This window comes from Enterobacter cloacae complex sp. IR5403, assembly GCF_049238705.1.
GTDB classification, from domain to species: domain Bacteria; phylum Pseudomonadota; class Gammaproteobacteria; order Enterobacterales; family Enterobacteriaceae; genus Enterobacter; species Enterobacter hormaechei_C.
In genome coordinates this window covers 116,698-143,049 of record NZ_JBMKHP010000004.1, presented here as the reverse complement: position 1 = coordinate 143,049, position 26,352 = coordinate 116,698, and the positions used below count along the sequence as shown (strand labels likewise).

The 26,352-nt window shown below is 58.1% G+C and carries 25 protein-coding genes and 1 riboswitch; of the genes, 18 read left to right on the top strand and 7 right to left on the bottom strand.

The window, feature by feature from the left end; translation table 11 throughout:
- The first annotated feature begins 59 nt into the window (after positions 1-59).
- From ACOTW6_RS07835 to ACOTW6_RS07825, 3 genes are read left to right on the top strand one after another with little or no spacing between them, the layout of a single operon-like run.
- Positions 60-2,507: a fimbria/pilus outer membrane usher protein gene (locus ACOTW6_RS07835; protein ID WP_213788969.1), complete on the top strand. Its 2,448-nt coding sequence runs from the start codon at positions 60-62 to the stop codon at positions 2,505-2,507.
- Positions 2,508-2,516: 9 nt separating this feature from the next.
- A complete protein-coding gene (locus ACOTW6_RS07830) occupies positions 2,517-3,278 on the top strand; it encodes a fimbrial biogenesis chaperone (RefSeq protein ID WP_062933641.1) in 762 nt (253 codons plus the stop codon).
- Entirely contained in the window at positions 3,262-4,323 is a 1,062-nt protein-coding gene (locus tag ACOTW6_RS07825; RefSeq protein ID WP_062933642.1) for a fimbrial protein, read from the top strand. Before ACOTW6_RS07830 ends, ACOTW6_RS07825 begins: the two co-directional genes overlap by 17 nt.
- Before the next feature lie 44 nt (positions 4,324-4,367).
- On the opposite strand, the gene ribB is transcribed toward ACOTW6_RS07825, so the two are convergent.
- Entirely contained in the window at positions 4,368-5,021 is a 654-nt protein-coding gene (gene ribB / locus ACOTW6_RS07820) for a 3,4-dihydroxy-2-butanone-4-phosphate synthase (protein WP_015571897.1), read from the bottom strand.
- A gap of 105 nt (positions 5,022-5,126) precedes the next feature.
- A riboswitch (FMN riboswitch) is annotated at positions 5,127-5,277 on the bottom strand.
- Positions 5,278-5,397: 120 nt separating this feature from the next.
- On the opposite strand from ribB, the gene ubiK reads away from it, so the two are divergent.
- Entirely contained in the window at positions 5,398-5,694 is a 297-nt protein-coding gene (ubiK, locus tag ACOTW6_RS07815; RefSeq protein ID WP_003862539.1) for a ubiquinone biosynthesis accessory factor UbiK, read from the top strand.
- A gap of 77 nt (positions 5,695-5,771) precedes the next feature.
- Here the strand turns inward: ubiK and hldE are convergent, their stop codons facing one another.
- Genes hldE through ACOTW6_RS07800 form a run of 3 tightly spaced genes read right to left on the bottom strand, consistent with a single transcriptional unit; the run spans position 5,772 to position 11,422 of the window.
- The gene (hldE, locus tag ACOTW6_RS07810) at positions 5,772-7,202 is read right to left on the bottom strand and encodes a bifunctional D-glycero-beta-D-manno-heptose-7-phosphate kinase/D-glycero-beta-D-manno-heptose 1-phosphate adenylyltransferase HldE (protein ID WP_032672014.1); all 1,431 of its coding nucleotides are present in this window, start codon (positions 7,200-7,202) and stop codon (positions 5,772-5,774) included.
- A gap of 40 nt (positions 7,203-7,242) precedes the next feature.
- Positions 7,243-10,098 carry a bifunctional [glutamate--ammonia ligase]-adenylyl-L-tyrosine phosphorylase/[glutamate--ammonia-ligase] adenylyltransferase gene (gene glnE / locus ACOTW6_RS07805; protein WP_213788968.1) on the bottom strand — a complete coding sequence of 952 codons (2,856 nt, stop codon included), beginning with the start codon at positions 10,096-10,098 and terminating at the stop codon, positions 7,243-7,245.
- Positions 10,099-10,120: 22 nt separating this feature from the next.
- On the bottom strand, positions 10,121-11,422 hold the full coding sequence (locus ACOTW6_RS07800) for an inorganic triphosphatase (protein WP_090280414.1): 1,302 nt from the start codon (positions 11,420-11,422) through the stop codon (positions 10,121-10,123).
- Positions 11,423-11,659: 237 nt separating this feature from the next.
- Here ACOTW6_RS07800 and ACOTW6_RS07795 point away from each other — a divergent pair, with 237 nt between their 5' ends.
- Both ACOTW6_RS07795 and ACOTW6_RS07790 read left to right on the top strand, forming a co-directional pair.
- The gene (locus tag ACOTW6_RS07795; RefSeq protein ID WP_001303390.1) at positions 11,660-12,280 is read left to right on the top strand and encodes a TIGR04211 family SH3 domain-containing protein; all 621 of its coding nucleotides are present in this window, start codon (positions 11,660-11,662) and stop codon (positions 12,278-12,280) included.
- Between the two features lie 60 nt (positions 12,281-12,340).
- A complete protein-coding gene (locus ACOTW6_RS07790) occupies positions 12,341-13,582 on the top strand; it encodes a multifunctional CCA addition/repair protein (protein WP_045141807.1) in 1,242 nt (413 codons plus the stop codon).
- A gap of 13 nt (positions 13,583-13,595) precedes the next feature.
- On the opposite strand, the gene bacA is transcribed toward ACOTW6_RS07790, so the two are convergent.
- Together bacA and folB are read right to left on the bottom strand one after the other, a co-directional pair.
- Complete coding sequence (gene bacA / locus ACOTW6_RS07785; protein ID WP_003862545.1) at positions 13,596-14,417, bottom strand: undecaprenyl-diphosphate phosphatase; 822 nt, start codon at positions 14,415-14,417, stop codon at positions 13,596-13,598.
- Positions 14,418-14,523: 106 nt separating this feature from the next.
- The gene (gene folB, locus ACOTW6_RS07780) at positions 14,524-14,892 is read right to left on the bottom strand and encodes a bifunctional dihydroneopterin aldolase/7,8-dihydroneopterin epimerase (protein WP_015571902.1); all 369 of its coding nucleotides are present in this window, start codon (positions 14,890-14,892) and stop codon (positions 14,524-14,526) included.
- A gap of 107 nt (positions 14,893-14,999) precedes the next feature.
- Between folB and plsY the strand changes: the two genes are divergently transcribed.
- From plsY to ureG, 10 genes are all read left to right on the top strand, one after another.
- Positions 15,000-15,614: a glycerol-3-phosphate 1-O-acyltransferase PlsY gene (gene plsY / locus ACOTW6_RS07775; RefSeq protein WP_003862548.1), complete on the top strand. Its 615-nt coding sequence runs from the start codon at positions 15,000-15,002 to the stop codon at positions 15,612-15,614.
- Between the two features lie 92 nt (positions 15,615-15,706).
- Positions 15,707-17,173: an MFS transporter gene (locus ACOTW6_RS07770; protein ID WP_213788967.1), complete on the top strand. Its 1,467-nt coding sequence runs from the start codon at positions 15,707-15,709 to the stop codon at positions 17,171-17,173.
- A gap of 155 nt (positions 17,174-17,328) precedes the next feature.
- Complete coding sequence (locus ACOTW6_RS07765) at positions 17,329-18,156, top strand: urease accessory protein UreD (protein ID WP_213788966.1); 828 nt, start codon at positions 17,329-17,331, stop codon at positions 18,154-18,156.
- 10 nt (positions 18,157-18,166) lie between these two features.
- Entirely contained in the window at positions 18,167-18,469 is a 303-nt protein-coding gene (locus ACOTW6_RS07760) for an urease subunit gamma (RefSeq protein ID WP_003862556.1), read from the top strand.
- A 10-nt stretch (positions 18,470-18,479) separates the two neighbouring features.
- Positions 18,480-18,794: an urease subunit beta gene (locus tag ACOTW6_RS07755; protein ID WP_213788965.1), complete on the top strand. Its 315-nt coding sequence runs from the start codon at positions 18,480-18,482 to the stop codon at positions 18,792-18,794.
- Positions 18,787-20,490 carry an urease subunit alpha gene (gene ureC / locus ACOTW6_RS07750; RefSeq protein WP_213788964.1) on the top strand — a complete coding sequence of 568 codons (1,704 nt, stop codon included), beginning with the start codon at positions 18,787-18,789 and terminating at the stop codon, positions 20,488-20,490. The genes ACOTW6_RS07755 and ureC overlap by 8 nt, the downstream gene beginning before the upstream one ends.
- Before the next feature lie 9 nt (positions 20,491-20,499).
- Positions 20,500-20,964, top strand: a complete 465-nt coding sequence (gene ureE, locus ACOTW6_RS07745) for an urease accessory protein UreE (protein WP_213789027.1) — start codon at positions 20,500-20,502, stop codon at positions 20,962-20,964.
- Between the two features lie 9 nt (positions 20,965-20,973).
- Positions 20,974-21,513, top strand: coding sequence for a HupE/UreJ family protein (locus ACOTW6_RS07740; RefSeq protein WP_062933649.1), 540 nt, complete (start codon positions 20,974-20,976; stop codon positions 21,511-21,513).
- Positions 21,513-22,187: an urease accessory protein UreF gene (locus ACOTW6_RS07735; protein ID WP_213788963.1), complete on the top strand. Its 675-nt coding sequence runs from the start codon at positions 21,513-21,515 to the stop codon at positions 22,185-22,187. Before ACOTW6_RS07740 ends, ACOTW6_RS07735 begins: the two co-directional genes overlap by 1 nt.
- Positions 22,188-22,196: 9 nt before the next feature.
- Positions 22,197-22,814 carry an urease accessory protein UreG gene (ureG, locus tag ACOTW6_RS07730; RefSeq protein WP_213788962.1) on the top strand — a complete coding sequence of 206 codons (618 nt, stop codon included), beginning with the start codon at positions 22,197-22,199 and terminating at the stop codon, positions 22,812-22,814.
- Positions 22,815-22,886: 72 nt separating this feature from the next.
- Here the strand turns inward: ureG and tsaD are convergent, their stop codons facing one another.
- A complete protein-coding gene (gene tsaD / locus ACOTW6_RS07725; protein WP_015571911.1) occupies positions 22,887-23,900 on the bottom strand; it encodes a tRNA (adenosine(37)-N6)-threonylcarbamoyltransferase complex transferase subunit TsaD in 1,014 nt (337 codons plus the stop codon).
- A gap of 236 nt (positions 23,901-24,136) precedes the next feature.
- On the opposite strand from tsaD, the gene rpsU reads away from it, so the two are divergent.
- A complete protein-coding gene (gene rpsU, locus ACOTW6_RS07720; RefSeq protein ID WP_001144069.1) occupies positions 24,137-24,352 on the top strand; it encodes a 30S ribosomal protein S21 in 216 nt (71 codons plus the stop codon).
- A 115-nt stretch (positions 24,353-24,467) separates the two neighbouring features.
- Positions 24,468-26,213, top strand: a complete 1,746-nt coding sequence (dnaG, locus tag ACOTW6_RS07715; protein ID WP_003862574.1) for a DNA primase — start codon at positions 24,468-24,470, stop codon at positions 26,211-26,213.
- Positions 26,214-26,352: the final 139 nt, after the last annotated feature.

Sequence of the window (26,352 nt, the reverse complement as noted above, 5' to 3'; positions counted from 1 at the left end):
GGTATCAGCCGACTGGCAATCCAAGCCGGTCGGCACTCTCTATTTATTCGAGTAACAGGATGATGACATACAAATTACAATGGATAATCATCATTGCGTCCCTGTTAATGACGAAAGTTGCCTCTGCCACTGAATTTAATATAAACGCTATCGATAAAGATCAGCGCGGCAGCGTCGATTTATCACTTTTTAAAGATCAAATATCGGTTACGCCGGGGAGCTATTTCGTTACGGTTGCCGTCAATGACATTCCGCTGGCAAATGGCTGGCAGCTTCGCTGGCGAGAAATAAATAACGCAGTTCAGGTCTGTATTCCCCCCGAGCTGGCCGATACATTCGCATTGCAGGATGACGTTCGTCAGGCTTTGCCGGAAAAAGAGGGATGCGTTGATTACGCCGCCAGACCCGACATCAAATTTACTTTTGAGCAAGGCAGCCAGACCCTGAAAGTAACGATCCCCCAGGCGTGGCTGCAATACCGTGCGGTTGACTGGATGCCGCCATCCACCTGGGACAACGGCGTGCCGGGCGTACTGCTGGATTACAATCTTTTTGCCAGCCATTATCAGCCCAATAGCGGCGGCAGCAATGACAACGCCAATACCTATGGCACCGCCGGTGCGAACATGGGCGCGTGGCGGCTACGCAGCGATTACCAGTACACGCAAAGCCATACGGACGCAGGCTCGGAGCATGATGGACGTTTTTCACGCGTATATATGTTCCGCCCTCTGCCCTCGATCGGTGCGAAACTGACGCTGGGTGAAACGGATTTCCAGTCCGCCATTTTTGACGCCTTCACCTACACCGGCGCATCGCTAATCAGCGATGAACGTATGCTGCCATGGTCGCTGCGCGGCTATGCCCCGCAGATTACCGGGATAGCGCAAACCAACGCCACGGTGACCGTAAGCCTTGCCGACCGCGTGATTTATCAGAGTAAAGTGCCGCCTGGTCCTTTTGTTATTCAGGATCTTAACCAGTCGGTTCAGGGCACGCTGGACGTCAAAGTCACGGAAGAGGACGGACGCGTCAGCACCTTCCAGGTCTCGGCTGAATCCGTGCCGTTTTTAACGCGCAAGGGCCAGGTGCGCTATAAGCTCGCGGCGGGTAAAGCGCGCCAGGGCGCCTCCCATGATGTTGAAGATAACGCCTTCATGAGCGGCGAATTTTCCTGGGGCATGCTGTCGCACACCTCTCTGTATGGCGGCACGCTGGCCGATGGCGAACGTTATCGTTCCGTCGCTGCCGGGATCGGCCAGAATATGGCCTGGCTGGGGGCGCTCTCTTTTGACGTCACGCAGGCCACCAGCCAGCTGCCACACCAGCGCAGCCAGACGGGTTACAGCTATCGCATTAACTACAGCAAGCGTTTCGATACCACCGGCAGTCAGCTTACGCTCGCAAGCTACCGCTACTCAGACCCACAGTTTTTGAGCTACGCCCGCTACCTTGATTATGACGACGGTGACCGCCAGTCGGAAAAACAAACCCTGAGCGTGACGGCAAGCCAGTACATTTCAGCGTTATCCCTGAACCTGTACGTCAATATGCTGCGCCAGACATGGTGGAATGACTCACCCTCCACGACCGGCAGCATCACGGCGGGCTACAACTTTGATATGGGCCGCTGGAAGAACCTTGGCGTAACCCTGTCCTGGAGTAAAACGCATTACGATGAGAAAGACGAAAGTGACGATACTCAGTTTTATCTCTCGCTCAGCGTACCGCTCGATCCCGATCATCGACTTAACTATGACCTGCGTAACAGCGACACGCTGAGCCATAACGTGTCGTGGTATGACACGTCGGATCGCAATAATACCTGGGGCGTTTCCGCAGGCGCGGAAAGCGGGAAGCCAGACTCCGGCGCGCAGGTCAGCGGGAATTATCAGCATTATTCTGCGTACGGCGATCTCAATCTCTCCGGCAGCTATAAAGCTGACGAATATAACTCCCTCAGCGCGAGCTGGAGCGGTTCCTTCACCTCAACGGCGAAAGGCGCCGCGCTACACCGGCGCAGCTACGGTAATGAACCCCGCGTAATGGTCAGCACCGACGGGGTAGGCAATATCCCGCTGAACATGTCGCGCGATGAAACCAACCGTTTTGGCATCGGCGTTTTACCGTCATTCTCCAGCTATTCCCCCTCCAGCGTGCAGGTCAATATGAACAACCTTCCGGATGGCGTGGACGTGGACAGCCGCGTCGTGACCTCAACCTGGACTGAAGGGGCCATTGGTTATCGTCAGATTGCCACGCGCGCAGGTAAGGACGTGGCAGGCGTTCTGCGGATGCCATCAGGAACGCCACCGCTCGGGGCGATTGTTCGCCTGGAAGAAAGCGATTTGCAGGTTGGGATGGTGGCCGATGAAGGCCACGTCTGGCTCGGCGCCGTTGAGCCAGAACAGCAGTTTCGCGTGACATGGGGCGACAACCAACAGTGTCGCTTCTCGTTACCTTCTCACTTAGAAAACAGCATGCAGTTGATACTGCCGTGTCAGTAAGAAATCATCATGAAATTAACGCCGATTAAAAGCCTGTGCCTGATGCTAATCAGCACAGCATTTACCGCCCACGCGGCCATTAACCTGGACCGCACGCGCATTGTTTTTCCTGAAAGCGACAAGGCCAGTAGCCTGAGAGTGGACAATCAGAGCAAGGCGCTGCCTTATCTGGCGCTCTCCTGGATTGAAGATGAAAAGGGGCAAAAAGAAGATGCGCACTTTATGGCGCTTCCCCCCATTCAACGTATCGAAGCGGGCGCCTCGTCGCAGGTAAGAATTGTTAAACAAGCCGCTACCCGCCAGCTGCCAAAAGACAGGGAATCGCTGTTTTATTTCAACCTGCGTGAAGTACCGCCAAAAAGCACCAGCGCCAGCGAGGAGCGCAGCGTGATGCAGGTTGCCATGCAGAGCCGAATTAAGCTGTTCTGGCGTCCGGAAGCGATTCGCAAAAAATCTGGCGAACTGACTGAAATGCGAATGGAAATTACCGCCAGCGCGAAAGGACTCACGATCCACAACCCTACGCCGTACTACATCACGCTGGCGTGGCTGAGCAAAAATGCCAAAACCATGCTGCCGGGTTTCGACAGTCTGATGATTGCGCCTTTCGCCACGGCAACCGCCTCTACCGGCGATTACCACGGTAGTTATTACAGCATCGGCTATATCGACGATTACGGCGCCCTAAAAAAAGTCGACGTGCAGTGCACCGGAACGGCGCTATGTAAACTTACCGAACGGAAAATCGATAAAGATGCGAAAGCTCGCTAGTTTGCTGGTTACCCTGCTGCTTTCAGCGCTGCCTTTGAAAGACGCGCTGGCCCTCAACTGCTATCTGGGTGGATCTGGCGGCCCCGTCGAGGAGACAAAAACGATCACCCCTTTTGCCATACCCAGCAACGCTCAGGTTGGCCAAAAAATATGGGAGTCTGATGACATTAAAATTCCGGTGACCTGCGACAACAACGTCACGAGCAATTTTCAGCCGGAAGATGTCTTTGCGTGGGTAAACCCTTATCCTGCCGCAACCGATCCCTATTATGAACTGGGCGTCACCTATGAAGGCATAGATTACGATGCCACGGGCCAGCCCAACGGCGTGGATACCCGCCAGTGCCTGGACAACGATAACATCAACATTTACACCCCGGATCAAATCCGCCAGATGGGTTGGGAAAATCGTATCTGCTCCGGCAATCCGGATGATATCCACATTACGCGCACGTTCGTTGCCCGGTTGCGTCTTTTCGTGAGAATTAAGGCTATGCCGCCGCATGGTTATGTCAGCTCGCTCAGCGATTACATCGTTGTGCAGTTTGACGGTAAGGGCGGCGTTAATCAGATGGCCGACGCGAAGAACCTCAAGTATCACATCAACGGGCTGCAAAACATTACCGTGCTTGATTGCGGGGCGACGTTTAGCATTTTCCCTGAAAATCAGGAGATCGACTTCGGCACCTTCAGCGCGCGCGACATTGTGAATCAGCAGACGCGTATGCGCACGTTTTCAATACGAACCACCAAAGTGCAGGATGCCCAGTGCTCGGACGGATTTAAGATGGACTCGTCGTTTTACACAACCGAAACGCTCAGTGCAGACGACACCGCAGTACTGATAGGGAATGGGTTAAAGCTGCGTATTCTTAACGGAACGGAGCCTTACACCTTTAACCAGTACAAGGAGTACGCCGATTTTACGGGCGATACGATGAATGTTGAGCAAAACTACACGGCTGAGCTTTCACGGGAGGAAGGGAAAGCGATTCAGTCCGGGCCGTTTGAAACCGTGGTACTGTTCAAAATTAACTACCACTAGAAACAACAAAGCCGGGTTTCCCCGGCTTTTTCACATCAGCATGTTCAGCTGGCTTTGCGCTCGTGCGCGCGGCGGTACTCAACCAGATCTTCAATCGTCACCACTGGCATATTGTGCAGACGCGCAAAGGTGATGCACTCCGGCGCGCGCGCCATGGTGCCATCATCGTTGGTCAGTTCGCACAGCACGCCTGCGGGTTTGAAGCCAGCCAGCGTCACCAGATCGATGGTCGCTTCGGTATGACCACCACGGGTCAGCACGCCGCCCGGCTGCGCGCGCAGCGGGAAGACGTGACCAGGGCGGTGCAGATCGGATGGTTTCGCACCATCAGCAATCGCTGCACGCACGGTAGTCAGGCGGTCAGCCGCCGACACACCGGTGGTTACGCCATGCGCCGCTTCAATGGTCACGGTGAAGCCGGTACCAAAAGCGCTGGTGTTGTTTTCAACCATCATCGGCAGATCAAGCTGCTTGCGACGGTCTTCGGTGATGCAAAGGCATACGATGCCGCTACCATGACGGATGGTCAGCGCCATCTGCTCAACGGTCATGTTCTCGGCGGCAAAAATCATGTCGCCTTCGTTTTCACGGTTTTCATCGTCAAGCACCATCACACCACGGCCTTCGCGCAGTGCATCCAGTGCATGTTCAACACGTTGAGTTGAAGTGCCAAAAGAGGAAAGTAGCGTCTGATTCATGGTAAAAAAACCTCATTAACTTTATGGTTACCAGAATCAGGGCAGTCTTAGGAGCGCCGTACTAGCGGCAAAAAAATAACGTGAGCGGGCCATGCCCGACTGGATCGTTACTCTCTCCCATCCGGACTCTAACCGTCGGCCCCGGAATTACACCGGATCTGCTGTCCTTTGAGAATTCACCCAAAGCGCTCGCGGGCTTTCAGCGTTAAGCTGATTTACCGCCGGTGGGGAATTTCGCCCCGCCCTGAGAATAAGCGAGATAACTATAACGCTATTGATTACCCTGGGCAATGCATAAGCTTCAAACAATTTTGTTTAACCCGCGGCATGACACGCTACAATAGGCACTAACACCTTTTCATCAAGGGAAACGACAATGATTGACCCAAAGAAAATTGAGCAGATCGCGCGTCAGGTTCATGAGTCCATGCCGAAAGGTATTCGTGAGTTTGGTGATGACGTTGAGAAGAAAATCCGCCAGACGTTGCAGGCACAGTTGGTTCGCCTTGATTTAGTCAGCCGCGAAGAGTTTGACGTGCAGACGCAGGTGCTGCTGCGCACCCGCGAGAAGCTGGCGCTGCTGGAGCAACGTTTGACCGAGCTGGAAAACCGCAATGCGCCGGAAGAAGTGAAGCCAGCGCCAGCTATTCCACCGGTGGATGACCAGGCATAAGTGCGGCCTGATGCCCTCACCCCAGCCCTCTCCCACAGGGAGAGGGTGAAAAACGAACGGGCCAACAGGCCCGTTTTTTACTGACTGTCTTTCTGGATCTTCTTAATGATGTTGGTGGTTGAACACCCGTCCTCAAAGTTGAGCACCATCACTTCACCGCCATTCGCCCAGACCTCTTCGCTACCTGCGATTTGCTCTGGTTTGTAATCACCGCCCTTCACCAGCAGGTCAGGCAGAATTCCGGCAATCAGGCGCTGCGGGGTGTCTTCTTCAAATGAGACCACCCAGTCCACCGCTTCCAGCGCGCCGAGCACGATCATGCGCTGCTCCAGCGGGTTCACCGGACGCGTTTCACCCTTCAGACGTTTGGTTGAGGCATCGCTGTTGACCGCCACAATCAGACGATCGCCCAGCTTGCGCGCGTTCGCCAGATACGAAACATGACCCGCATGCAGGATGTCGAACACGCCGTTGGTCATCACCACTTTTTCACCGCGTTTGCGCGCGGCGGCGACGGCCACTTTCAGCTCCTCTTCGGTCATGACGCCAAAGCCGGTATCCGCACGCCCGCGCACCGCGTTTTCCAGCTCGATTGGCGAAACGGTGGAGGTCCCGAGTTTACCAACGACCACGCCCGCCGCGGCGTTCGCGAAGTAGCACGCTTCTTCCAGGGAGTTACCCGCCGCCAGCGTCGCCGCCAGCACGCCAATCACCGTATCACCGGCACCGGTCACGTCGTACACTTCCTGCGCCTGAGTTGGCATATGCAGCGGCGCCTTGCCCGGTTGCAGCAGCGTCATGCCCTGCTCGGAACGGGTCACCAGCAGCGCAGACAGCTCGAAATCAGCGATGATTTTCATGCCGCGCTCAACCAGCTCTTCTTCAGTTTTGCACTTGCCCGCCACCGCTTCGAACTCAGAGAGGTTTGGCGTCAGCAGGGTTGCGCCGCGATAGCGCTCAAAATCGGTGCCTTTCGGGTCGATCAGTACCGGTACGCTGGCTTTACGCGCCAGCTGGATCATGGTCTGCACGCTCGCCAGCGCGCCTTTGGCATAATCAGACAGCACCAGCGCGCCGATATTGCCCAGCGCCTGGCTAATACGCTCGTGCAGCGGCTCAGGATCAACGCCTTCGAATCCTTCTTCGAAATCGAGGCGGATCAGCTGCTGGTTACGCGACAGCACGCGCAGCTTGGTGATGGTTGGGTGGGTCGGAACAGAAACGAAGTCGCACTTCACGTTCACGTCCGCCAGCGACTGACTCAGGGCACGCGCCGCATCGTCAATGCCGGTCAGCCCCACCAGACGCGAATGCGCGCCCAGCGAAGCTATGTTCATCGCCACGTTTGCCGCGCCGCCTGGACGCTCTTCAATGGTGTCGACCTTAACTACCGGCACCGGCGCTTCCGGAGAGATACGGCTGGTCGGCCCATACCAGTAGCGATCCAGCATCACATCACCGACAACCATAACTCCAGCACGTTCAAACTCTGGCAGTGTTACTTTCATTCCTGACTCCAGAAAGATTCACAATTTGCGCGCGATAATATCACACTTGTTTTGTTACGCACGGTTCCACCAGCCACTTCTGCCAGCTTGTGGTCACCTGCGCGCGTTCATCGGTGAAACAGTCCAGCGCCACATGGCCCGGCTGTTCCTGTAAGGCCAGATGGTGCAACTCATCACGCAGCGTGGTGTAGGCGCGGGTTAATGCCTGCGCCTCCTGCTCGTCCATAATGTCGTTCTGCGCCAGCAGTTCGAGTATGCGCACGTTATCCGACCAGCGGGTCAGCTTCGGCTTATCGTGTGCGTGCAGCAGCACCAGGTACTGAGTGATAAACTCAATATCGGTAATGCCGCCTTCATCGGCTTTGATATCAAAGCGATCGCGATGTTTGTTGCCAAGGTGCGCGCGCATCTTCTCCCGCATTTCCCGCACTTCGGTTTGCAGCGTACTGCCCTCGCGCGGGGTCGTCATGACCGCCTTGCGGATCGCATCGAACTGCGTTTTGAGCTGCGGATCGCCATACACCACGCGGGCGCGCACCAGCGCCTGATGCTCCCACGTCCAGGCTTCGTTCTTCTGATAGTCGGCGAAAGCCTCCGTCGAGGTGACCAGCATGCCTGCCGCGCCGGACGGGCGCAGACGCGCATCCACTTCATACAGAATGCCGGATGAGGTGCGGGTGCTGAACAGGTGCATGATGCGCTGGGCCAGACGCAGGTAGAACTGCCGCCCGTCAATCTCACGTTCGCCGTCGGTCATGACGTCTGCCGGACAGTCGTGGAGGAAAATCAAATCCAGATCGGAGCTGTAGCCCAGCTCCCAGCCGCCCAGCTTGCCGTAACCCACCACCGCAAAACCGCGGCCTTCGCGTTCTGCAAGGTGTTTCGGCTGCCCGTAGCGGGCCACCATCTGCACCCACGCCTGATGGACAACCGCGTCGATGATCGCTTCCGCCAGCCAGGTTAAGTGATCGCTCACTTTCATTACCGGCAGGGTGCCGGCGATATCTGCCGCCGCCACGCGCAGCATCTGCGCCTGCTTAAACTGGCGCAGCGCCTCAAGCTGTTGCTCTTCGTCCTCTTCCGGTACGCGCAGCAGATACTGACGCAGCTCGTCGCGGTAGGCGTCCGTCGCCGTCGGCTGATAGAGCGTATTCGGGTCGAGTAGTTCGTCCAGCAGCAGCGGATAACGCGCCAGCTTGTTCGCCACCATCGGCGAGGCGGCGCAGAGGGAAATCAGGTGCTTCAGCGCGCCGGGAAACTCGCTTAACAGTTCAAGGTAAGTGGTACGTGTGACGATCCCGCTCAGCAGCGGCATCATGCGCGACAGCGGCACCGGCGCATCCTCGCGGGAGCAGACATCGCTCAGCAGATGCGGCATCAGATGATCCAGCACCTGACGACCGCGTGGGCCAATGGCGCGTTTGTTCAGTTCGAAGCGGAAATCGGCAATCAGCGCCACCACGCGATGGCGGGCATCGTCGCTTAAGTGCGCCAGCACCGGCGTGGTGTCATCTTCCTGGAGCGCGTCCTGCCACAGCTCGCGCCAGTGCTCGGAGAGCGCATCGTCCTGCGATTCGCTTTCATCGTCGCCGATCAGATCGTTAAAGATGCGGCGCACGCCCGCCATATGCGCTTCCAGCCGTTGCGCCAGCGCCGCCCAGTCATCCACCCGCATCCCCCAGGCCAGACGCGCCCGGTTCAGCTCGTCGCCCGGTAACGTCTGGGTCTGTTCGTCGTTGATACTTTGCAGCAAATTTTCCAGACGACGCAGGAAGAGATAAGAGTCACGCAGCGTTTGCGCGTCGCCTTCCGGCAGCAGATGCAGCTGCTCGATAGCGCTCAGGGTCGGCAGCAGCGAGCGGGATTGCAGAGAAGGTTCACGCCCGCCGCGTATCAGCTGGAAGACCTGGACGATAAATTCGATCTCACGAATACCGCCCGCGCCGAGCTTGATGTTGTCCTTCAGGCCACGGCGACGCACCTCGCGGGCAATCATCCCTTTCATATTTCGCAGGGACTGGATCACGCTGAAGTCGATGTAGCGGCGGAACACGAACGGGCGCAGCATGGCGCGCAGCTCGTTGGCCCAGGCATCGTCGCTGTCACCCATGATCCGCGCTTTGACCATCGCGTAACGCTCCCAGTCGCGCCCCTGCTCCTGGTAATAATCTTCCAGCGCGGCAAAGCTCAGCACCAGCGGACCGCTGTCGCCAAACGGACGCAAACGCATGTCCACGCGGTAGACAAAACCATCCTGCGTGGGCTGATCCAGTGCCTTAATCAGCCGCTGCCCCAGGCGAGTAAAGAACTGGGCGTTGTCCAGCTCGCGACGACCGCCGCGCGTGGAGCCGTTCTCCGGCCAGGCAAAAATCAGATCGATGTCTGAGGAGAAATTAAGCTCGCAGCCGCCCAGCTTGCCCATCCCCAGAATCAACAGCGGTTGCGGAACCCCGTCTTCGCTGCACGGCGTGCCCCACTCTTTACAGCAGGCGGCGTAGAGCCAGTCCCGCGCGGCGACAATCAGCGTCTGCGCCAGCTCGCTCAACTGCTGCAAGGTGCTCTCTTCGCTCACCAGCTCCAGCGCCTGCGCCCAGGCAATGCGTACCATCACCCGGCGGCGGAACTGACGCAGAACGCGCATCAGCGTGGCTTCGTCTGCCACCTCTGCCAGCGCGGTTTGCAGCCAGCCAGCATAATGCCGCCACTCGTCAGCCTGCGGCGGCGCGCTTTCCAGCTCTGCCAGCCAGTCCGGGTTGGCGCTGACGCTCTCCTGCACAAAATCACTGAACGTGAGCACGCTTTTCGCCTGCTCGCTTAACGATGACGCGGGTAACGACTCAGGCAGGCGTTCGCAAACGGTCTGCCAGTGCTGCTGTAACTGCGAAGAAAGCGGCATATCAGGGGTTCCTTGCCAGAATTTAACGTTTTCCGCTGTGCAGCCAGTACGGATCCTGCGAAATGGCCTCGTTGCGGAAATGCTCGATCTCGATCTGCTGACGGGTCTCGATGGCATGCTTCAGCCCCTGCCAGTTCTCCAGCCAGGCCTGCGCCTTCACGCCCTCATACGCCCCCGACAGCAGCAACATGCTGTCGATGTTACGCGCCAGGCGGGGAAGCTGATCGCCATACTGGTCGCCCAGCGGATGCGCAAAGGTGGTTCTCAGCTCGGCCGCGTGACGGGAGAGGTGGATATCCGCAAAACGTTTGAAGTTTTCCGCGATTTTGGTCTGCCCTTTCGCATCGAGGAAAATACGCCAGCCGCGCGTCACCAGAAACTCGGTCAGCGCCAGTTTCGCGCTGGCGTTTTGCGGGCTGTAGATCGCCGTTTGTGCCGACACGTCGGAAAGCATCAGCGTTTCGGTTTGAGTGAGCAAATCACGTAAGTGAGTGCTGGCTTTACGCGGTACAATGCCGCCAAAGAGCGTCAGGGTATGACGCACCAGCCCCATAGCGGCCAGCACCTGTTTTTTGGCATTTTTCACGTTACGCGCCCACAGCTCCTCGTGGTACTGCCACTGAGAGAGCGCCAGCTCCAGCGCCGCTTCCATGCCCTGCTCAACGGAGGCTTTCGGCACAACGCGCAGAATCGGGGTTTCTCGCAGCACGCGCGGCGCATTTCCGGCGGCCAGGTGATAGCCGCGCGCCGCTTTACTCAGGCTGCCCTGACGCAGGCCAGGCTGGTTCACCAGCTTGCGCGCCAGCTTCAGCACGTCGTTCGCCTCGCCTTCCAGCAGTTCGAGTTCCAGTTCGCAGATCGGCTCCTGCTCTTCACCCGCCTTAATTTCACCCCGATCAAACGCGATCTCAATGCGGCTCTTGCCTTCCGTCACCAGCCATTTTTCGCGCCAGAAATCGGTGCTGAACAGCGGTTGCGCCTCTCCCGACAGCGTTGCGGGCAGCGTCCCCTCCGGCCACACTTCCGCCGGAAAACGATCCAGCTCAAGTTCTGGCTTACTGATGTCGATATTGTATTCCGGACGCTGGTGCAAACCGCCCACCACGCGACCGGCGATTTTCATCGTCATCTCGTAGCGCCCGTTCGCACCCCGGATGCGCAGGCCCATATCGTGGTTGCGCAGCCAGTTGTCCGGCGTTTCGTAATAGATGTTGAGCAGCTGTACGGGTTCATGGTGCTCGCCGGACAGCGTATTCAGATGCTGGCGGAGCGCGTCAGCGCTGTCTTTTTCGACGATAAACTTTAATTCGATCTCTTGTGCCATAGCCTTGTACTTTTGCGTGCGTCACAGACGCGTCGATGAAGGCGAACTTCCTCGCCATTTGTTTGTCAGTACATAGTATTTTGCGCCAAATTGCCACGCAATGAGCAATTTGACGGGCGTAAAAGTTTAAAGCGGTGGAAATCATGACACAGATGATTCCGATTGATGATGAATCCTTTGCGTAGCGACACTGATCCCACTACTATCGTTCCACTTTTTATGAAAATAACGACTGATATGCTTAAATTACGCCTGATTGGACTTACTTTACTCGCTTTTAGCGCCGCAACCGCGGTCCACGCTGAAGAGAAACGTTACGTTTCTGATGAACTGAATACATGGGTACGCAGCGGCCCTGGAGACAATTATCGCCTCGTGGGTACGGTAAATGCCGGCGAGGAAGTGACTCTGCTGCAAACCAATGCAGACACCAATTACGGTCAGGTTCGTGACAGCTCTGGCCGCACCTCATGGATCCCGCTGAAAGAGCTGAGCACGGTGCCAAGCCTGCGCACCCGCGTGCCGGATCTGGAAAATCAGGTGAAAACCCTGACCGACAAGCTGAACAACATTGACGGCACCTGGAACCAGCGCACCGCAGAGATGCAGCAGAAAGTGGCGCAAAGCGACAGCGTGATCGCCGGTCTGAAAGATGAAAATCAGAAGCTGAAAAATGAGCTCATCGTCGCGCAGAAGAAAGTGAACGCCGCGAATCTCCAGCTGGATGACAAACAACGCACCATCATCATGCAGTGGTTTATGTATGGCGGCGGGGTGCTGGGCGTCGGTCTGGTGCTGGGTCTGGTGCTTCCTCACCTTATCCCGAGCCGTAAACGTAAAGACCGCTGGATGAACTAACTCGTCTTCTCTGCCACACTTACGTATCATCTTGCGAAAAGAGAAAACGGGAGTGTTGGCGTGAAGAGTTATCTGGTCGGTGGTGCGGTACGTGATGCGTTATTAGGTCTGCCGGTCAAAGATAAAGACTGGGTCGTGGTCGGTGCCACGCCCGAAGCGATGATTGACGCGGGCTACCAGCAGGTAGGCCGCGATTTTCCTGTGTTCCTCCATCCGAAAAGCCGCGAAGAGTACGCCCTGGCGCGTACCGAACGGAAATCCGGTTCCGGTTATACCGGCTTCACCTGCTATGCCGCGCCGGATGTAACGCTGGAGCAGGACTTACTGCGCCGCGATCTCACCATTAATGCCCTGGCGCAGGACGAAAACGGCCATATTATCGATGTCTACGGCGGCCAGAACGATCTGCGTGACCGTCTTTTACGCCATATTTCCCCCGCCTTTTCTGAAGATCCGTTACGCGTACTGCGCGTGGCGCGTTTTGCCGCCCGTTATGCCCATCTCAGCTTCCGCATTGCCGACGAGACGATGGCGCTGATGACGGCCATGACCGACGCGGGCGAGCTGGAACACCTGACGCCAGAACGCGTCTGGAAAGAGACCGAAAACGCCCTGACTACCCGCAATCCACAGGTCTTTTTCCAGGTTCTGCGCGACTGCGGGGCGCTGAAAGTGCTGTTCCCGGAAATAGACGCGCTGTTTGGCGTGCCCGCCCCGGCGAAATGGCACCCGGAAATTGATACCGGCATTCACACCCTGATGACGCTGAGCATGGCCGCCATGCTCAGCCCGGAGGTGGACGTGCGCTTTTCCACCCTCTGCCATGACCTCGGCAAAGGGTTAACGCCAAAGGCGTTGTGGCCACGCCACCACGGGCACGGTCCGGCTGGCGTGAAGCTGGTTGAAGGGCTTTGCCAGCGCCTGCGCGTGCCGAATGACATTCGCGATCTGGCAAAACTGGTGGCCGAGTTTCACGACCTGATCCACACCTTCCCGATCCTGAAACCCGCCACCATCGTCAGGCTGTTCGATAACATCGACGCCTGGCGCAAGCCGCAGCGCGTGGAGCAAATTGCGCTGACCAGCGAAGCCGACGTGCGCGGCCGCACCGGGTTTGAAGCGTCCGATTATCCGCAGGGGCGTTTGCTGCGTGAGGCGTGGGACGTAGCGAAAGCGGTGCCAACGAAAGAGGTGGTGGAAGCAGGGTTTAAAGGCCCGGCGATCCGCGAAGAGCTGACGAAGCGGCGGATTGATGCAGTTGCAGCGTGGAAGGAAAAACGTTGCCCTCAGCCGAAAGACTGAGGGCGGTCGGTCATCAGAAGAAGACCACGTACACGGCAGCCGCGACGATAAAGCGGTAAATCGCGAACGGAATAAACGAGATACGCTTAATCAGTTGCAGGAAGGTTTTGATGGCGATCAGCGCCACAATAAAGGCGGTGATAAAGCCCACGGCGAACATCGGAATGTCGCCGACGGTCAGGAAGCCGATGCTTTTGTAGAGATCCAGTGCGGTGGCGCCCATCATCATCGGCACCGCCAGCAGGAACGAGAACTCAGACGCCGCGTAACGGCTCACGCCCATCAACATCCCGCCGGAAATGGTTGCCCCTGAACGGGAGAAGCCCGGCCACAGCGCCAGACACTGGAAGCAGCCAATCATAAACGCCTGACGATACGTCATATCGTCCAGACCTTCCGCACGCGGGGTTTTTGGCTTCAGCACTTCGGCGGCAATCAGCAGGAAGCCGCCGACCACCAGCGCGTACATCACGTTAATCGGGTTGAAGAGCGATTTAATGGTGTCGTGGAACACCAGCCCCAGCACCACTGCCGGGATCATCCCCAGCAGAATATGAATCAGCGTCAGGCGCCCCTTGCCCTCTCCTTCACGCTGCGGCAAACGCCCGAAGTGGATGCCGATCAGACCAAACAGACGACGCCAGAACATCACGACTACCGCCAGGATAGAGCCCAGCTGGATCACCACCTCAAACGTCTTTGCGGTATCGCCTTCAAAGCCCAGGAGATGGCCAACGATAATCATATGGCCCGTACTGGACACCGGCAAAAACTCCGTCAATCCTTCGACCACACCCAGTATTGCCGCCACCAGCAGCGAGTGCATATCGCTCATCTATAAACCCCTAAAAAGATATAAAAAAACGGTGTCCCACGCGGACAACCGTGAAAGATACAGCTTTAAGACCGATATAACCTAAAATGGTTTAGCTATTATGACGTTAAATCTTTCCTTTCAGATTTGTGCCACGCTCGATAATCACGCCCACATTGGCGGCGCGCGCCACCGCTCCCGGCTTGCTTAGCTTAATGCGCACCCACGGGGAGTTAAATTTGCTCAGCAGCAGGTCTGCCACCTCTTCCGCCACGCGTTCTACCAGCGCAAAACGTTGCCCTTCCACATGGGCGATGACCGTTTCACTGATGTCGGCGTAGCTCAGACAGTCATTCACATCATCGCTTTTCGCTGACTTGCGGTTATCCCAGCCCATTTCGATATCGAACACCAGTTTCTGCTCGATGGTCTGTTCCCAGTCGTAAACACCAATTGTGGTGATTACCGAAAGTTGCTCTATAAATACAATATCCATCACGACCTGCCTGCTTTTTGGCTAAACCGGATACCACTTCCGGCGAATTATGCGTATTATCCACAGATGCTGAGAATACAGATACATTTTCAAAACGGAACAGCGTTATGAGTGCAATCGCGCCTGGGATGATTATCCTCGCCTACCTTTGCGGCTCAATCTCCAGCGCCATTCTGGTCTGCCGCATCGCCGGGTTGCCTGACCCGCGTGAAAGTGGTTCCGGGAATCCGGGGGCGACCAATGTACTACGAATTGGCGGCAAGGGAGCAGCCGTAGCGGTTTTGATTTTTGATGTTCTGAAAGGAATGCTTCCCGTCTGGGGCGCGTATGCGCTCGGCGTCACCCCCTTCTGGCTGGGGCTGATTGCCATCGCCGCCTGCGTCGGCCACATCTGGCCTGTTTTCTTTGGGTTTAAAGGCGGTAAAGGCGTGGCCACCGCGTTTGGCGCGATTGCGCCGATCGGCTGGGATCTCACCGGCGTGATGGCGGGCACCTGGCTGCTGACCATCCTGCTGAGCGGTTATTCGTCGCTGGGCGCCATCGTCAGCGCGCTGATCGCCCCGTTTTATGTCTGGTGGTTTAAACCGCAGTTTACCTTCCCGGTGTCGATGCTCTCGTGTCTGATCCTGTTGCGCCACCACGACAACATTCAGCGCCTGTGGCGTCGTCAGGAAACGAAGATCTGGACGAAGCTCAGGCGTAAAAAGAAAGACGCTCAGTAAACCGTTCGTTATGCCTTATAACCAAATGTGATTTTTGTCACCTTCTGCCTGTGGTAACTGTTAGAGACACAACACAACCACACAAAAAGAAAATGGCAGAAATCACAGATTCAACTCCCCTTCCCGCGGCAGGAAACACCCCGGATGGCGACATCAGGTGGGTACGCAGCGCATCGGACGTTTCACGTCTCGTTAATGACGGCTCTCAGGGCCGGGCCAATGCCCGCATCGTGGTCGGTATCGCGCTCGGGGGAATTTTCCTCGATGCCTACGATCTCGGCGCGCTGGCGTTCGGCATCAAAGACATCACCCGAGAATTTAACCTGACCCCCGCCGGTACCGGCATGGTGGCTTCAGCCATTACATTTGGCGCGATTGTCGGGGCGCTGCTCGGCGGCTATCTTACGGATAAAATCGGGCGCTACCGCGTCTTTATGGCCGACATGGTGTTCTTCGTGGTGGCCGCCATCGCCTGTGCGCTGGCCCCGAACGAATATGTGCTGGCGGGCGCGCGCTTTGTGATGGGTCTTGGCGTGGGGATCGACCTTCCCGTGGCGATGGCGTTTCTCAGCGAGTTCGCCAGGCTGAAAGGCCCGGGGAATAAAGCCTCCAGCGTCGCAATGTGGTGCCCCACCTGGTACGCGGCCATCAGCATCTCTTATCTTCTGGTGCTCTTCTTTTACGCCGTGCTGCCGGAAAGCCACAGCGACTGGCTCTGGCGTCTGATCCTTGGCTTTGGCGCGGTGCCCGCGCTGGTGATTATCGCCATCCGCAGCCGCTATATGAGCGAATCCCCGGTCTGGGCGGCGAATCAGGGCAATCTGAAGGAGGCGGCGTCCATCCTGCGACAGTCTTACAACATTAATGCCCACGTACCGCAGGATGCGCTCGACCAGCCCGCGCCTGTCGTGAACAAGGCAAAATGGTCGAACTACCTGAACCTGTTCCGCGGTATCTATCTGCGGCGTACCACGCTCGCCACACTGCTGTCGGTCGTCTCCTCGTTCGCCTATAACGCCGTAGCCTTTGGCCTGCCGGTGATCATCTCCAGCTTCTTTGTGCAGTCGATGCTGACTACCATTCTGATCTCGCTGGCGCTTAATCTGCTGTTCGCGTTTGTCGGCGGGCTGCTGGCGGTGCGCTATGTTCCGCGCTTCGGCGCATGGCGGATGTCTCTGGCGGGTTATGCGTGCCAGCTGGCGGCACTGCTCGGCCTGGCGCTGATTGGCCGGCCTGACGGGGCTACGGAAGGCGTGTTCGCCGTCGCGATGCTGGCGCTGTTCCTGTTTGGTCAGGGGTTTGGTCCCGGTGCGCATACCATGACGTTTGCCTCCCTGAGCTACCCGACCTCGCTGCGCGGCGTGGGTGTGGGGCTTAACCAGACGCTGATGCGCAGCAGTTCAACGCTGTCACTGTTTCTGTTCCCGCTGCTGGTCGCCTCGCTGGATACCGCCGTGTTCTGGGTGATTGCGCTGGCGCCGTTTATCGGTCTGGCGTCGCTGCTGGCGATCCGCTGGGAGCCGTCGGGGTATGATGTGGATGCAGAGGATTATCGGTAGCCTTTCTTGCCGGGTGGCGCTGCGCTTACCCGGCCTGCATTACTGAAACCGGCTCACATGAGCCGGTTTTTTATCCATAAGCGACTCATATGACAGCCTTCATTTCCGCCAGGGCATACTGAAACGTATCCCGATAGTGTGGAAATGGAAGCACCATGTTAGCAACTCAGGTCACTGATAATTCATACAAAGGCTGGCAGGCCTCGCTTGCCCTCCAGTTTTGTCATACCCCTGAGAAAACCCTCCTCCATTCCGCGCGTCACAGCGGGCCGCTTACCGTTCAGCGTCCGTTTTATCCCGAAGGGGAAACTTGCCACCTTTACCTGCTGCACCCGCCAGGCGGAATTGTGGGCGGGGATACGCTGGATATTTCCGTGCGGCTCGACGCCAAAAGCCATGCCCTCATCACCATGCCCGGCGCCAGTAAGTTCTATCGCAGCAGCGGCCCGCTGGCCTGCCTCAGTCAGCATTTTTATCTCGACGAAGAGGCCACGCTGGAGTGGCTGCCGCAGGACACCATTATTTTCCCCGGCGCTAACGCCGCGCTGCGTTCCGTCTTTCACCTGAAGGCCTCCAGCACGCTGCTGGCGTGGGAGCTGTACTGTCTGGGCCGTCCGGTGATAAACGAAACCTTCAGCCACGGCACGCTGGAGAGCCGCCTTGAGGTGTGGGTGGATGGCGAGCCGCGTCTGATTGAGCGACTGCATCTCAGCGGTGGCGATCTGACGCCCGTCGCGGACCATCCGTGGGTCGGCACGCTGCTGTTCTATCCGGCCCGGGAAGCACATCTCGACGCGGTGCGTGCGCTTCTCGCCCCGCTGGATACTTTTGCGGGCGCCACGCTCACCGACGCTCTGCTGTCGGTGCGTTTTCTCTCCCACGACAACCTGATTTGTCAGCAGGTGATGCGCGATATCTGGCAGTCGCTTCGCCCGCTTTTAACCCCCAAAACCGCCTGCTCGCCGCGTATCTGGCAGACATAAGAGAAACGCTATGGAACTGACTCCCAGAGAAAAAGACAAGCTGTTGCTGTTCACCGCCGCGCTGGTTGCCGAGCGCCGCCTCGCGCGCGGGGTAAAGCTCAACTACCCGGAATCGGTCGCGCTGATCAGCGCCTTTATTATGGAAGGCGCGCGCGATGGCGAAACCGTCGCCTCGCTGATGGAAGCTGGCCGCCACGTCCTGACGCGCGATCAGGTGATGGAGGGCGTGCCGGAGATGATCCCGGATATCCAGGTGGAAGCCACCTTCCCGGACGGATCCAAGCTCGTCACCGTCCACAACCCGATCGTGTAAGGAGCGCGTGATGATCCCAGGGGAATACCGGATCCAGTCCGGCAACATTGCTCTCAACGTCGGGCGCGAAACCCGAAGTGTGATCGTGGAAAACCACGGCGACAGGCCGATCCAGGTGGGATCGCACTACCACTTTTACGAGGTCAACCCGGCGCTGAAGTTCGATCGCGAGGCCACCCGGGGTTACCGGCTGAACATCCCTGCCGGCACTGCTGTGCGCTTCGAGCCCGGCCAGAAGCGGGAAGTGACGCTGGTGCAGGTGACGAGCGCACAGCGCATTTTCGGCTTTCGCGGCGAGGTCATGGGCGAGGTGAAACATGACTGAGATTTCACGCCAGGCGTATGCCGATATGTTCGGCCCCACTACCGGGGATAAAGTGCGGCTGGCCGACAGCGAGCTGTGGATCGAAGTGGAAGACGATCTCACGATCTACGGCGAAGAGGTTAAATTCGGCGGCGGAAAAGTGATCCGCGACGGCATGGGACAGGGGCAGATGACCGCCGACGACTGTGTGGATCTGGTGCTCACCAACGCGCTGATCGTCGATCACTGGGGGATCGTGAAAGCGGATATCGGCGTAAAAGATGGGCGGATCTTCGCCGTCGGCAAAGCCGGAAACCCGGACATTCAGCCCGGCGTGACGATCCCGATTGGCGCGGCAACGGAGGTGATTGCCGCCGAAGGGAAGATCGTCACCGCAGGCGGGATCGACACGCACATCCACTGGATCTGTCCGCAGCAGGCGGAAGAGGCGCTGGTGTCCGGCGTCACCACCATGATCGGCGGCGGCACCGGGCCTGCGGCAGGCACAAACGCCACCACCTGCACGCCGGGGCCGTGGTATATCGCCCGCATGTTGCAGGCCGCCGATACGCTGCCGGTGAATATTGGCCTGCTGGGTAAAGGAAATGGCTCCAACCCGGACGCGCTGCGCGAGCAGATCGCGGCAGGTGCCATCGGGCTTAAGATCCACGAAGACTGGGGCGCGACGCCTGCGGCCATCAACTGTTCGCTGGAGGTCGCTGAAGAGATGGATATTCAGGTGGCGCTGCACAGCGACACGCTGAACGAATCCGGTTTTGTCGAAGACACGCTGGCCGCCATCGCCGGGCGCACCATCCACACCTTCCACACCGAAGGGGCGGGCGGCGGCCATGCGCCGGATATCATCACCGCCTGCGCGCACCCGAATATTCTGCCCTCCTCCACCAACCCGACGCTGCCCTACACGGTCAACACCATCGACGAGCACCTGGACATGCTGATGGTTTGCCATCACCTCGACCCGGATATCGCCGAGGACGTGGCGTTTGCCGAATCCCGCATTCGCCGGGAGACCATCGCCGCCGAAGACGTGCTGCACGATATCGGCGCGTTCTCGCTCACCTCGTCAGATTCACAGGCAATGGGCCGCGTGGGGGAAGTGATTATCCGCACCTGGCAGGTGGCGCACCGCATGAAGGTGCAGCGCGGCGCACTGCCGGAAGAGACCGGCGATAACGATAACTTCCGCGTGAAGCGCTATGTCGCCAAATACACCATCAACCCGGCACTGACCCACGGCATCGCCCATGAAGTGGGATCGATTGAGGCGGGCAAGCTGGCGGATCTGGTGGTCTGGTCCCCCGCCTTCTTTGGCGTCAAACCCGCCACCATCGTCAAAGGCGGGATGATCGCCTGCGCGCCGATGGGCGACATCAACGCCTCGATCCCCACGCCGCAGCCGGTGCATTACCGCCCGATGTTTGGCGCCCTTGGCGCCGCACGCCACGCCACGCGGCTGACGTTTGTCTCCCAGGCTGCTGATGCCAGCGGCATTCCGCAGCGGCTCGGACTGCAAAGCGCCACCGCGGTGGTGAGCGGCTGCCGGTCGGTGAAAAAGGCCGACATGATCCACAACGATTTACAGCCGAATATCACCGTTGACGCGCAAACCTATGAGGTACGCGTCGACGGCGAATTGATCACCAGCGAACCGGCAGAGGTTTTGCCGATGGCGCAACGCTATTTTCTGTTTTGAGGAGTGATGATGATCTATTTAACCCAACGCCTGGACCACGTGCACCCCGTCACCGCCAGCGTGACGCTGCCGATTGACGTGCGGGTAAAAAGCCGCGCCCGCGTGGCGCTGAACGACGGCCGCGAAGCCGGGCTAATGCTGCCGCGCGGCCTGCTGCTGCGCGGGGGCGACCTGCTGACTACCGACGATGGCAGCGAGGTGATCGAAGTGATCGCCGCCCCGGAGTCGGTTTCCGTGGTGCGCTGCGCCGACCCGTTCCTGCTCGCCCGCGCCTGTTATCACCTGGGCAATCGTCACGTACCGCTGCAAATCATGCCTGGCGAACTGCGCTATCACCACGACCACGTCCTCGACGACATGCTGCGTCAGTTCGGGCTGGAGGTGACCTTCGCCAGCCTGCCGTTTGAACCGGAAGCGGGCGCTTACACCAGCGATGCCCACAGCCATAGCCACTCCCACGCTCATTCACATTAAGGACTCATCATGCGCAAGTATTTACCGCTGTTTCTGCTGGCCTTTTCCGTTCCGGCGCTTGCCCATCCCGGCCACGGGACCGACAGCTTCCAGGCCGGATTTCTCCATCCGCTGACCGGGCTGGATCACCTGCTGATGCTGACGGGGGCTGGCGTGCTCTCCGCCCTGAGCGGCCGCAAGCTGCTGCTGCCGTTAGCGACGCTCGGCATGATGCTTGCTGGCGCCGTTGCGGGCAGCCTGCTCGGCGGCTTTAGCGGCATGGAGATGCTGATTATCGTCTCGCTGGCGGTCTGCGGCGTGATGATGTTTAAGACTGAAAATCGCCTGCTGCTGGCGGTGCCAGCCCTGGCGATGTTCCACGGCTGGGCGCACGGCGTGGAGATGTCCGGCCACAGCTTCTGGCTCTTCACCAGCGGGTTTATGTTAGCCAGCGCCACGGTGCTGTGCGCCAGCTTCGCCGCAGGGCTGCTGCTGCGCCGTCACGACGGCCTGCGTAAAACCTTCGGCGGCGGGCTGATCGTCTCCGCCCTGCTGGCGCTGATGAGCTGATGGAGCACGCCCGCCAGCGGCTGCGCCTGATGCAGCTCTCCAGCAGTAGCCTGCCTGTCGGATCGTTTACCTGGTCGCAGGGGCTGGAGTGGGCTGTCGAGGCCGGGTGGGTCACGGACGCTGAGGCCTTCAGGCGCTGGCAGATCCAGCAGATGGAGCAGAGCTTTTTCTGCGTCGACCTGCCGCTGTTTATCCGCCTGTATCGTGCCTGCGAGAAGCAGGACGTCGCGACAGCAAAACGCTGGACGGCATACCTGCTCGCCTGCCGGGAAACGCGCGAGCTGCGCGATGAAGAACGCAACCGTGGCGCGGCCTTTACGCGGCTGATTAAGAGCTGGGAACCCGCCTGCCCGCCAGAATGGCTGCCGCTGTTGATGCGAAGCCAGCTCGGCGGCATGGCGTGGCTCGGCGTGCGCTGGGGCATTAGCGCGCGCGAGCTGGTGCTGAGCCTCGGCTACAGCTGGATTGAGAGCGCGGTGATGGCGGGCGTCAAGCTGGTGCCGTTTGGGCAGCAGGCCGCACAACAGCTGATTATCGACCTGAGCGACCATTTTGCCGCCAGGTTTGAACAGGCATTTTTACGTGACGACGACGCGCTGGGGGCCGCTACGCCGCTATCGGCCATCGCCTCTGCGCGCCATGAAACCCAATATTCACGACTATTCCGTTCCTGAGGAGTCAACATGGCTGATTACAAACATCCCCTGCGCGTGGGCGTAGGCGGCCCGGTAGGGTCGGGCAAAACCGCCCTGCTGGAAGCGCTCTGCAAGTCGATGCGCGACACGTACCATCTGGCGGTGGTCACTAACGATATCTACACCAAAGAGGATCAGCGCATCCTGACCGAGGCGGGTGCGCTGGAGCCAGAGCGCATCGTGGGGGTGGAAACGGGCGGCTGTCCGCACACCGCCATCCGCGAAGATGCTTCAATGAACCTGGCGGCGGTGGAAGCACTCAGCGAGAAGTTCGGCAATCTGGATCTGATCTTCGTGGAAAGCGGCGGGGATAACCTGAGCGCGACCTTCAGCCCGGAGCTGGCGGACCTCACCATCTACGTCATCGACGTGGCCGAAGGGGAAAAAATCCCGCGCAAGGGCGGGCCGGGGATCACCAAATCCGATTTTCTGGTGATCAACAAAACCGACCTCGCGCCGTACGTGGGGGCGTCGCTGGAGGTAATGGAGCGTGACACTAATCGCATGCGCGGCGAGCGTCCGTGGACGTTTACCAACCTGAAAGCGGGTGACGGTTTAGCGACGATTATTGCGTTTCTGGAAGAGAAAGGAATGTTGCGGGTGTAGGGTGGTTTATTGCACGTTAGCACACGTGGATCTTGTAGGCCCGGTAAGCGCAGCGCCACCGGGCAAAGAAACTCACGCCTCAGGCAGTTCCGCCAGCGGCCAGCGCGGACGCACAGACACGCTCAGGTCAGCCGTTGCGCCGGCGTTCAGACGCACCATCCCGGCGTAGGCGATCATCGCCCCGTTATCGGTGCAAAATTCAGGACGCGCGTAGAACACTTCCCCGCGACGCTTTTGCATCATCTCAGCAAGCTTCGCACGCAGCGTACGGTTAGCGCTCACGCCGCCCGCCATCACCAGACGCTTAAAGCCGGTCTGATCCAGCGCGCGCTTGCACTTGATCATCAGCGTATCCACCACCGCGTCTTCGAACGCACGGGCGATATCGGCGCGGGTCTGCTCGCTGTCATCGTTATTACGGATCGTATTCGCCGCGAAAGTTTTCAGGCCAGAGAAGCTGAAATCCAGCCCCGGACGGTCGGTCATCGGCCGCGGGAAGACAAAGCGCCCTTCCGTTCCCTGCGACGCCATTTTCGACAGCATCGGGCCACCCGGGTAATCCAGCCCCAGCAGCTTGGCGGTTTTATCGAAGGCTTCACCGGCAGCATCGTCGATCGACTCGCCCAGCAGCGCGTACTTGCCAATGCCCGTTACGCTAATCAGTTGGGTATGCCCACCGGAAACCAGCAGCGCCACAAACGGGAACTCTGGCGGATTGTCTTCCAGCATCGGCGCCAGAAGATGCCCTTCCATATGGTGAACCGGAATGGCCGGAACATCCCACGCGAAGGCCAGCGAACGCCCTACCGTTGCGCCGACCAGCAGCGCGCCGACCAGGCCCGGCCCTGCGGTATAGGCCACGGCATCAATATCTTTTGCACTCAACCCGGCCTCTTTAAGCGCCGCCTGAATCAGGGGAACCGTTTTACGCACGTGGTCACGAGAGGCCAGTTCAGGCACGACGCCGCCGTAATCAGCGTGCAATTTCACCTGACTATACAGCTGGTTGGCCAGAAGCCCTTTTTCGTCGTCGTAAATCGCGATGCCGGTTTCATCGCAGGATGTTTCAATACCCAGTACACGCATGACTTGTTTTACCTCGTTTCAATACCGCGCAGTGTAGAGCCTGGGCGGATTGTTGTAAAACTTTGTTCGCCCCAGGAAGAAGCCTCGTGTATACTCCTCACCCTTATTAAAGTCCCTTTCAAAATCGCATCGGTGCTTTACAAAGCAGCAGCATTTGCAGTAAAATTCCGCACCATTTTGAAATAAGCTGGCGTTGATGCCAGCGGCAAACCGAATTTATTAAAGGTGAGAGTTACATGCCGGTAATTAAAGTACGTGAAAACGAGCCGTTCGACGTAGCACTGCGTCGCTTCAAACGTTCATGCGAGAAAGCAGGTGTTCTGGCTGAAGTTCGTCGTCGTGAGTTTTATGAAAAACCAACGACCGAACGTAAGCGCGCTAAAGCTTCCGCTGTGAAACGTCACGCGAAGAAACTGGCTCGCGAAAACGCACGCCGTACTCGTCTGTACTAATCTGTTGAGGGCCACAGCCCTCAATTGACAGACAGAGTTGTAGTCGTAAGGCCGTGCTTCCGGAAGGAATGCGCGGCTTGTTTTCGTTTATAAGTCGCTTAAATTTTTGGGGCATATGGCCGGAAGAATCCCACGCGTTTTCATCAATGACCTGCTTGCCAGAACCGACATCGTCGATCTCATCGACGCGCGGGTGAAGCTAAAAAAGCAGGGCAAGAACTACCATGCGTGCTGTCCGTTCCATAACGAAAAAACCCCCTCTTTCACCGTAAACGGTGAAAAACAGTTCTACCATTGCTTCGGCTGTGGCGCACACGGTAATGCCGTCGATTTTTTGATGAACTACGACAAGCTCGAGTTCGTTGAAACCGTCGAAGAGCTGGCGGCGATGCATAACCTTGAAGTGCCGTATGAAGCAGGCAGTGGGCCAAGTCAGATCGAGCGCCATCAGCGGCAAACGCTGTACCAACTGATGGATGGCCTGAATTCGTTTTACCAACAGTCTCTTAAGCACTCTGCGGCTGAGCCTGCGCGTCAGTATCTGAACAAGCGCGGACTGAGTGACGATGTGATTGCGCGTTTCGCTATTGGTTACGCCCCGCCCGGCTGGGACAACGTGTTAAAGCGTTTTGGCGGCAATAGCGAAGATCGTAAATCCCTCATCGACGCAGGCATGCTGGTCACCAACGACCAGGGACGAAGCTACGACCGCTTCCGTGAACGGGTGATGTTCCCGATCCGCGACAAGCGTGGCCGGGTGATAGGTTTTGGTGGTCGCGTGCTGGGCGATGCCCTACCGAAATACCTTAACTCCCCGGAAACCGATATTTTCCATAAGGGCCGCCAGCTTTACGGTCTTTATGAGGCACAGCAGGATAATGCGGAACCTCCGCGTCTTCTGGTCGTCGAAGGCTATATGGATGTTGTTGCGCTGGCGCAGTACGACATTAACTATGCCGTTGCGTCGCTGGGAACGTCCACCACGGCGGACCATATCCAGCTGCTGTTCCGCGTCACCAACAACGTGATTTGCTGTTACGACGGTGACCGCGCAGGACGCGACGCCGCCTGGCGAGCGCTGGAAACCGCGTTGCCGTATATGACCGACGGGCGTCAGCTACGCTTTATGTTCCTGCCCGACGGTGAAGACCCGGATACGCTGGTGCGTAAAGAGGGCAAAGCGGCGTTTGAAGCGCGGATGGAGCAGGCTCAGCCGCTCTCCACGTTTCTGTTTAACAGCCTGATGCCGCAGGTTGATTTGAGTACCCCTGACGGGCGCGCGCAGCTCAGCACGCTGGCGCTGCCGTTAATCAGCCAGGTGCCCGGCGAAACGCTGCGCATCTATCTGCGTCAGGAGTTAGGCAACAAGCTCGGCATTCTGGATGACAGCCAGCTTGAACGTTTAATGCCGAAACAGGCTGAAAACGGCACGGTACGCCCCGCGCCTCAGCTAAAACGCACAACCATGCGTATACTGATAGGGTTGCTGGTGCAAAACCCCGAACTTGCTCCGCAAGTGCCGTCGCTGGCGGGTTTGAACCACGAAAAATTGCCCGGGCTTGGCTTATTTTCAGAATTGGTCAACACTTGTTTGTCTCAGCCAGGTCTGACCACCGGACAACTTTTAGAGCATTATCGCGGCACAAAAGAGGCCGCTACCCTTGAAAAACTGTCGATGTGGGACGATATAGCAGATAAGGATATCGCAGAAAAAACGTTCACCGACTCGCTCAACCATATGTTTGATTCGATGCTTGAGTTGCGCCAGGAAGAGTTGATTGCTCGCGAGCGCACCCATGGCCTGAGCAGCGAAGAACGCCGGGAGCTCTGGATGATTAACCAGGAACTGGCGAAGAAATAAAAAATTTAACGGCTTAAGTGCCGAATATCGATCGGGAAGCCCCCGGCAGCCGCACTGAGAGGCAGCGGCAAAAATATAAGTACGCCCTCGCTTTAAAGGTTGGCAGCCCATCGCCGACACCAATCAAACGAATTAAGTG

Bases quoted from the DNA above. Each gene is read 5' to 3' on its own strand.
- ACOTW6_RS07830 (WP_062933641.1), top strand. From the start codon at position 2,517: ATGAAATTAACGCCGATTAAAAGCCTGTGCCTGATGCTAATCAGCACA.
- tsaD (WP_015571911.1), bottom strand. From the start codon at position 23,900: ATGCGTGTACTGGGTATTGAAACATCCTGCGATGAAACCGGCATCGCG.
- ACOTW6_RS07740 (WP_062933649.1), top strand. From the start codon at position 20,974: ATGCGCAAGTATTTACCGCTGTTTCTGCTGGCCTTTTCCGTTCCGGCG.
- ACOTW6_RS07760 (WP_003862556.1), top strand. From the start codon at position 18,167: ATGGAACTGACTCCCAGAGAAAAAGACAAGCTGTTGCTGTTCACCGCC.
- ureG (WP_213788962.1), top strand. From the start codon at position 22,197: ATGGCTGATTACAAACATCCCCTGCGCGTGGGCGTAGGCGGCCCGGTA.
- plsY (WP_003862548.1), top strand. From the start codon at position 15,000: ATGAGTGCAATCGCGCCTGGGATGATTATCCTCGCCTACCTTTGCGGC.
- folB (WP_015571902.1), bottom strand. From the start codon at position 14,892: ATGGATATTGTATTTATAGAGCAACTTTCGGTAATCACCACAATTGGT.
- ACOTW6_RS07765 (WP_213788966.1), top strand. From the start codon at position 17,329: ATGTTAGCAACTCAGGTCACTGATAATTCATACAAAGGCTGGCAGGCC.
- ACOTW6_RS07825 (WP_062933642.1), top strand. From the start codon at position 3,262: ATGCGAAAGCTCGCTAGTTTGCTGGTTACCCTGCTGCTTTCAGCGCTG.
- ACOTW6_RS07735 (WP_213788963.1), top strand. From the start codon at position 21,513: ATGGAGCACGCCCGCCAGCGGCTGCGCCTGATGCAGCTCTCCAGCAGT.
- glnE (WP_213788968.1), bottom strand. From the start codon at position 10,098: ATGCCGCTTTCTTCGCAGTTACAGCAGCACTGGCAGACCGTTTGCGAA.
- dnaG (WP_003862574.1), top strand. From the start codon at position 24,468: ATGGCCGGAAGAATCCCACGCGTTTTCATCAATGACCTGCTTGCCAGA.
- hldE (WP_032672014.1), bottom strand. From the start codon at position 7,202: ATGAAAGTAACACTGCCAGAGTTTGAACGTGCTGGAGTTATGGTTGTC.
- ribB (WP_015571897.1), bottom strand. From the start codon at position 5,021: ATGAATCAGACGCTACTTTCCTCTTTTGGCACTTCAACTCAACGTGTT.
- ACOTW6_RS07755 (WP_213788965.1), top strand. From the start codon at position 18,480: ATGATCCCAGGGGAATACCGGATCCAGTCCGGCAACATTGCTCTCAAC.
- ubiK (WP_003862539.1), top strand. From the start codon at position 5,398: ATGATTGACCCAAAGAAAATTGAGCAGATCGCGCGTCAGGTTCATGAG.
- ACOTW6_RS07770 (WP_213788967.1), top strand. From the start codon at position 15,707: ATGGCAGAAATCACAGATTCAACTCCCCTTCCCGCGGCAGGAAACACC.
- ACOTW6_RS07795 (WP_001303390.1), top strand. From the start codon at position 11,660: ATGCTTAAATTACGCCTGATTGGACTTACTTTACTCGCTTTTAGCGCC.
- ureC (WP_213788964.1), top strand. From the start codon at position 18,787: ATGACTGAGATTTCACGCCAGGCGTATGCCGATATGTTCGGCCCCACT.
- bacA (WP_003862545.1), bottom strand. From the start codon at position 14,417: ATGAGCGATATGCACTCGCTGCTGGTGGCGGCAATACTGGGTGTGGTC.
- ACOTW6_RS07800 (WP_090280414.1), bottom strand. From the start codon at position 11,422: ATGGCACAAGAGATCGAATTAAAGTTTATCGTCGAAAAAGACAGCGCT.
- rpsU (WP_001144069.1), top strand. From the start codon at position 24,137: ATGCCGGTAATTAAAGTACGTGAAAACGAGCCGTTCGACGTAGCACTG.
- ACOTW6_RS07835 (WP_213788969.1), top strand. From the start codon at position 60: ATGATGACATACAAATTACAATGGATAATCATCATTGCGTCCCTGTTA.
- ureE (WP_213789027.1), top strand. From the start codon at position 20,500: ATGATCTATTTAACCCAACGCCTGGACCACGTGCACCCCGTCACCGCC.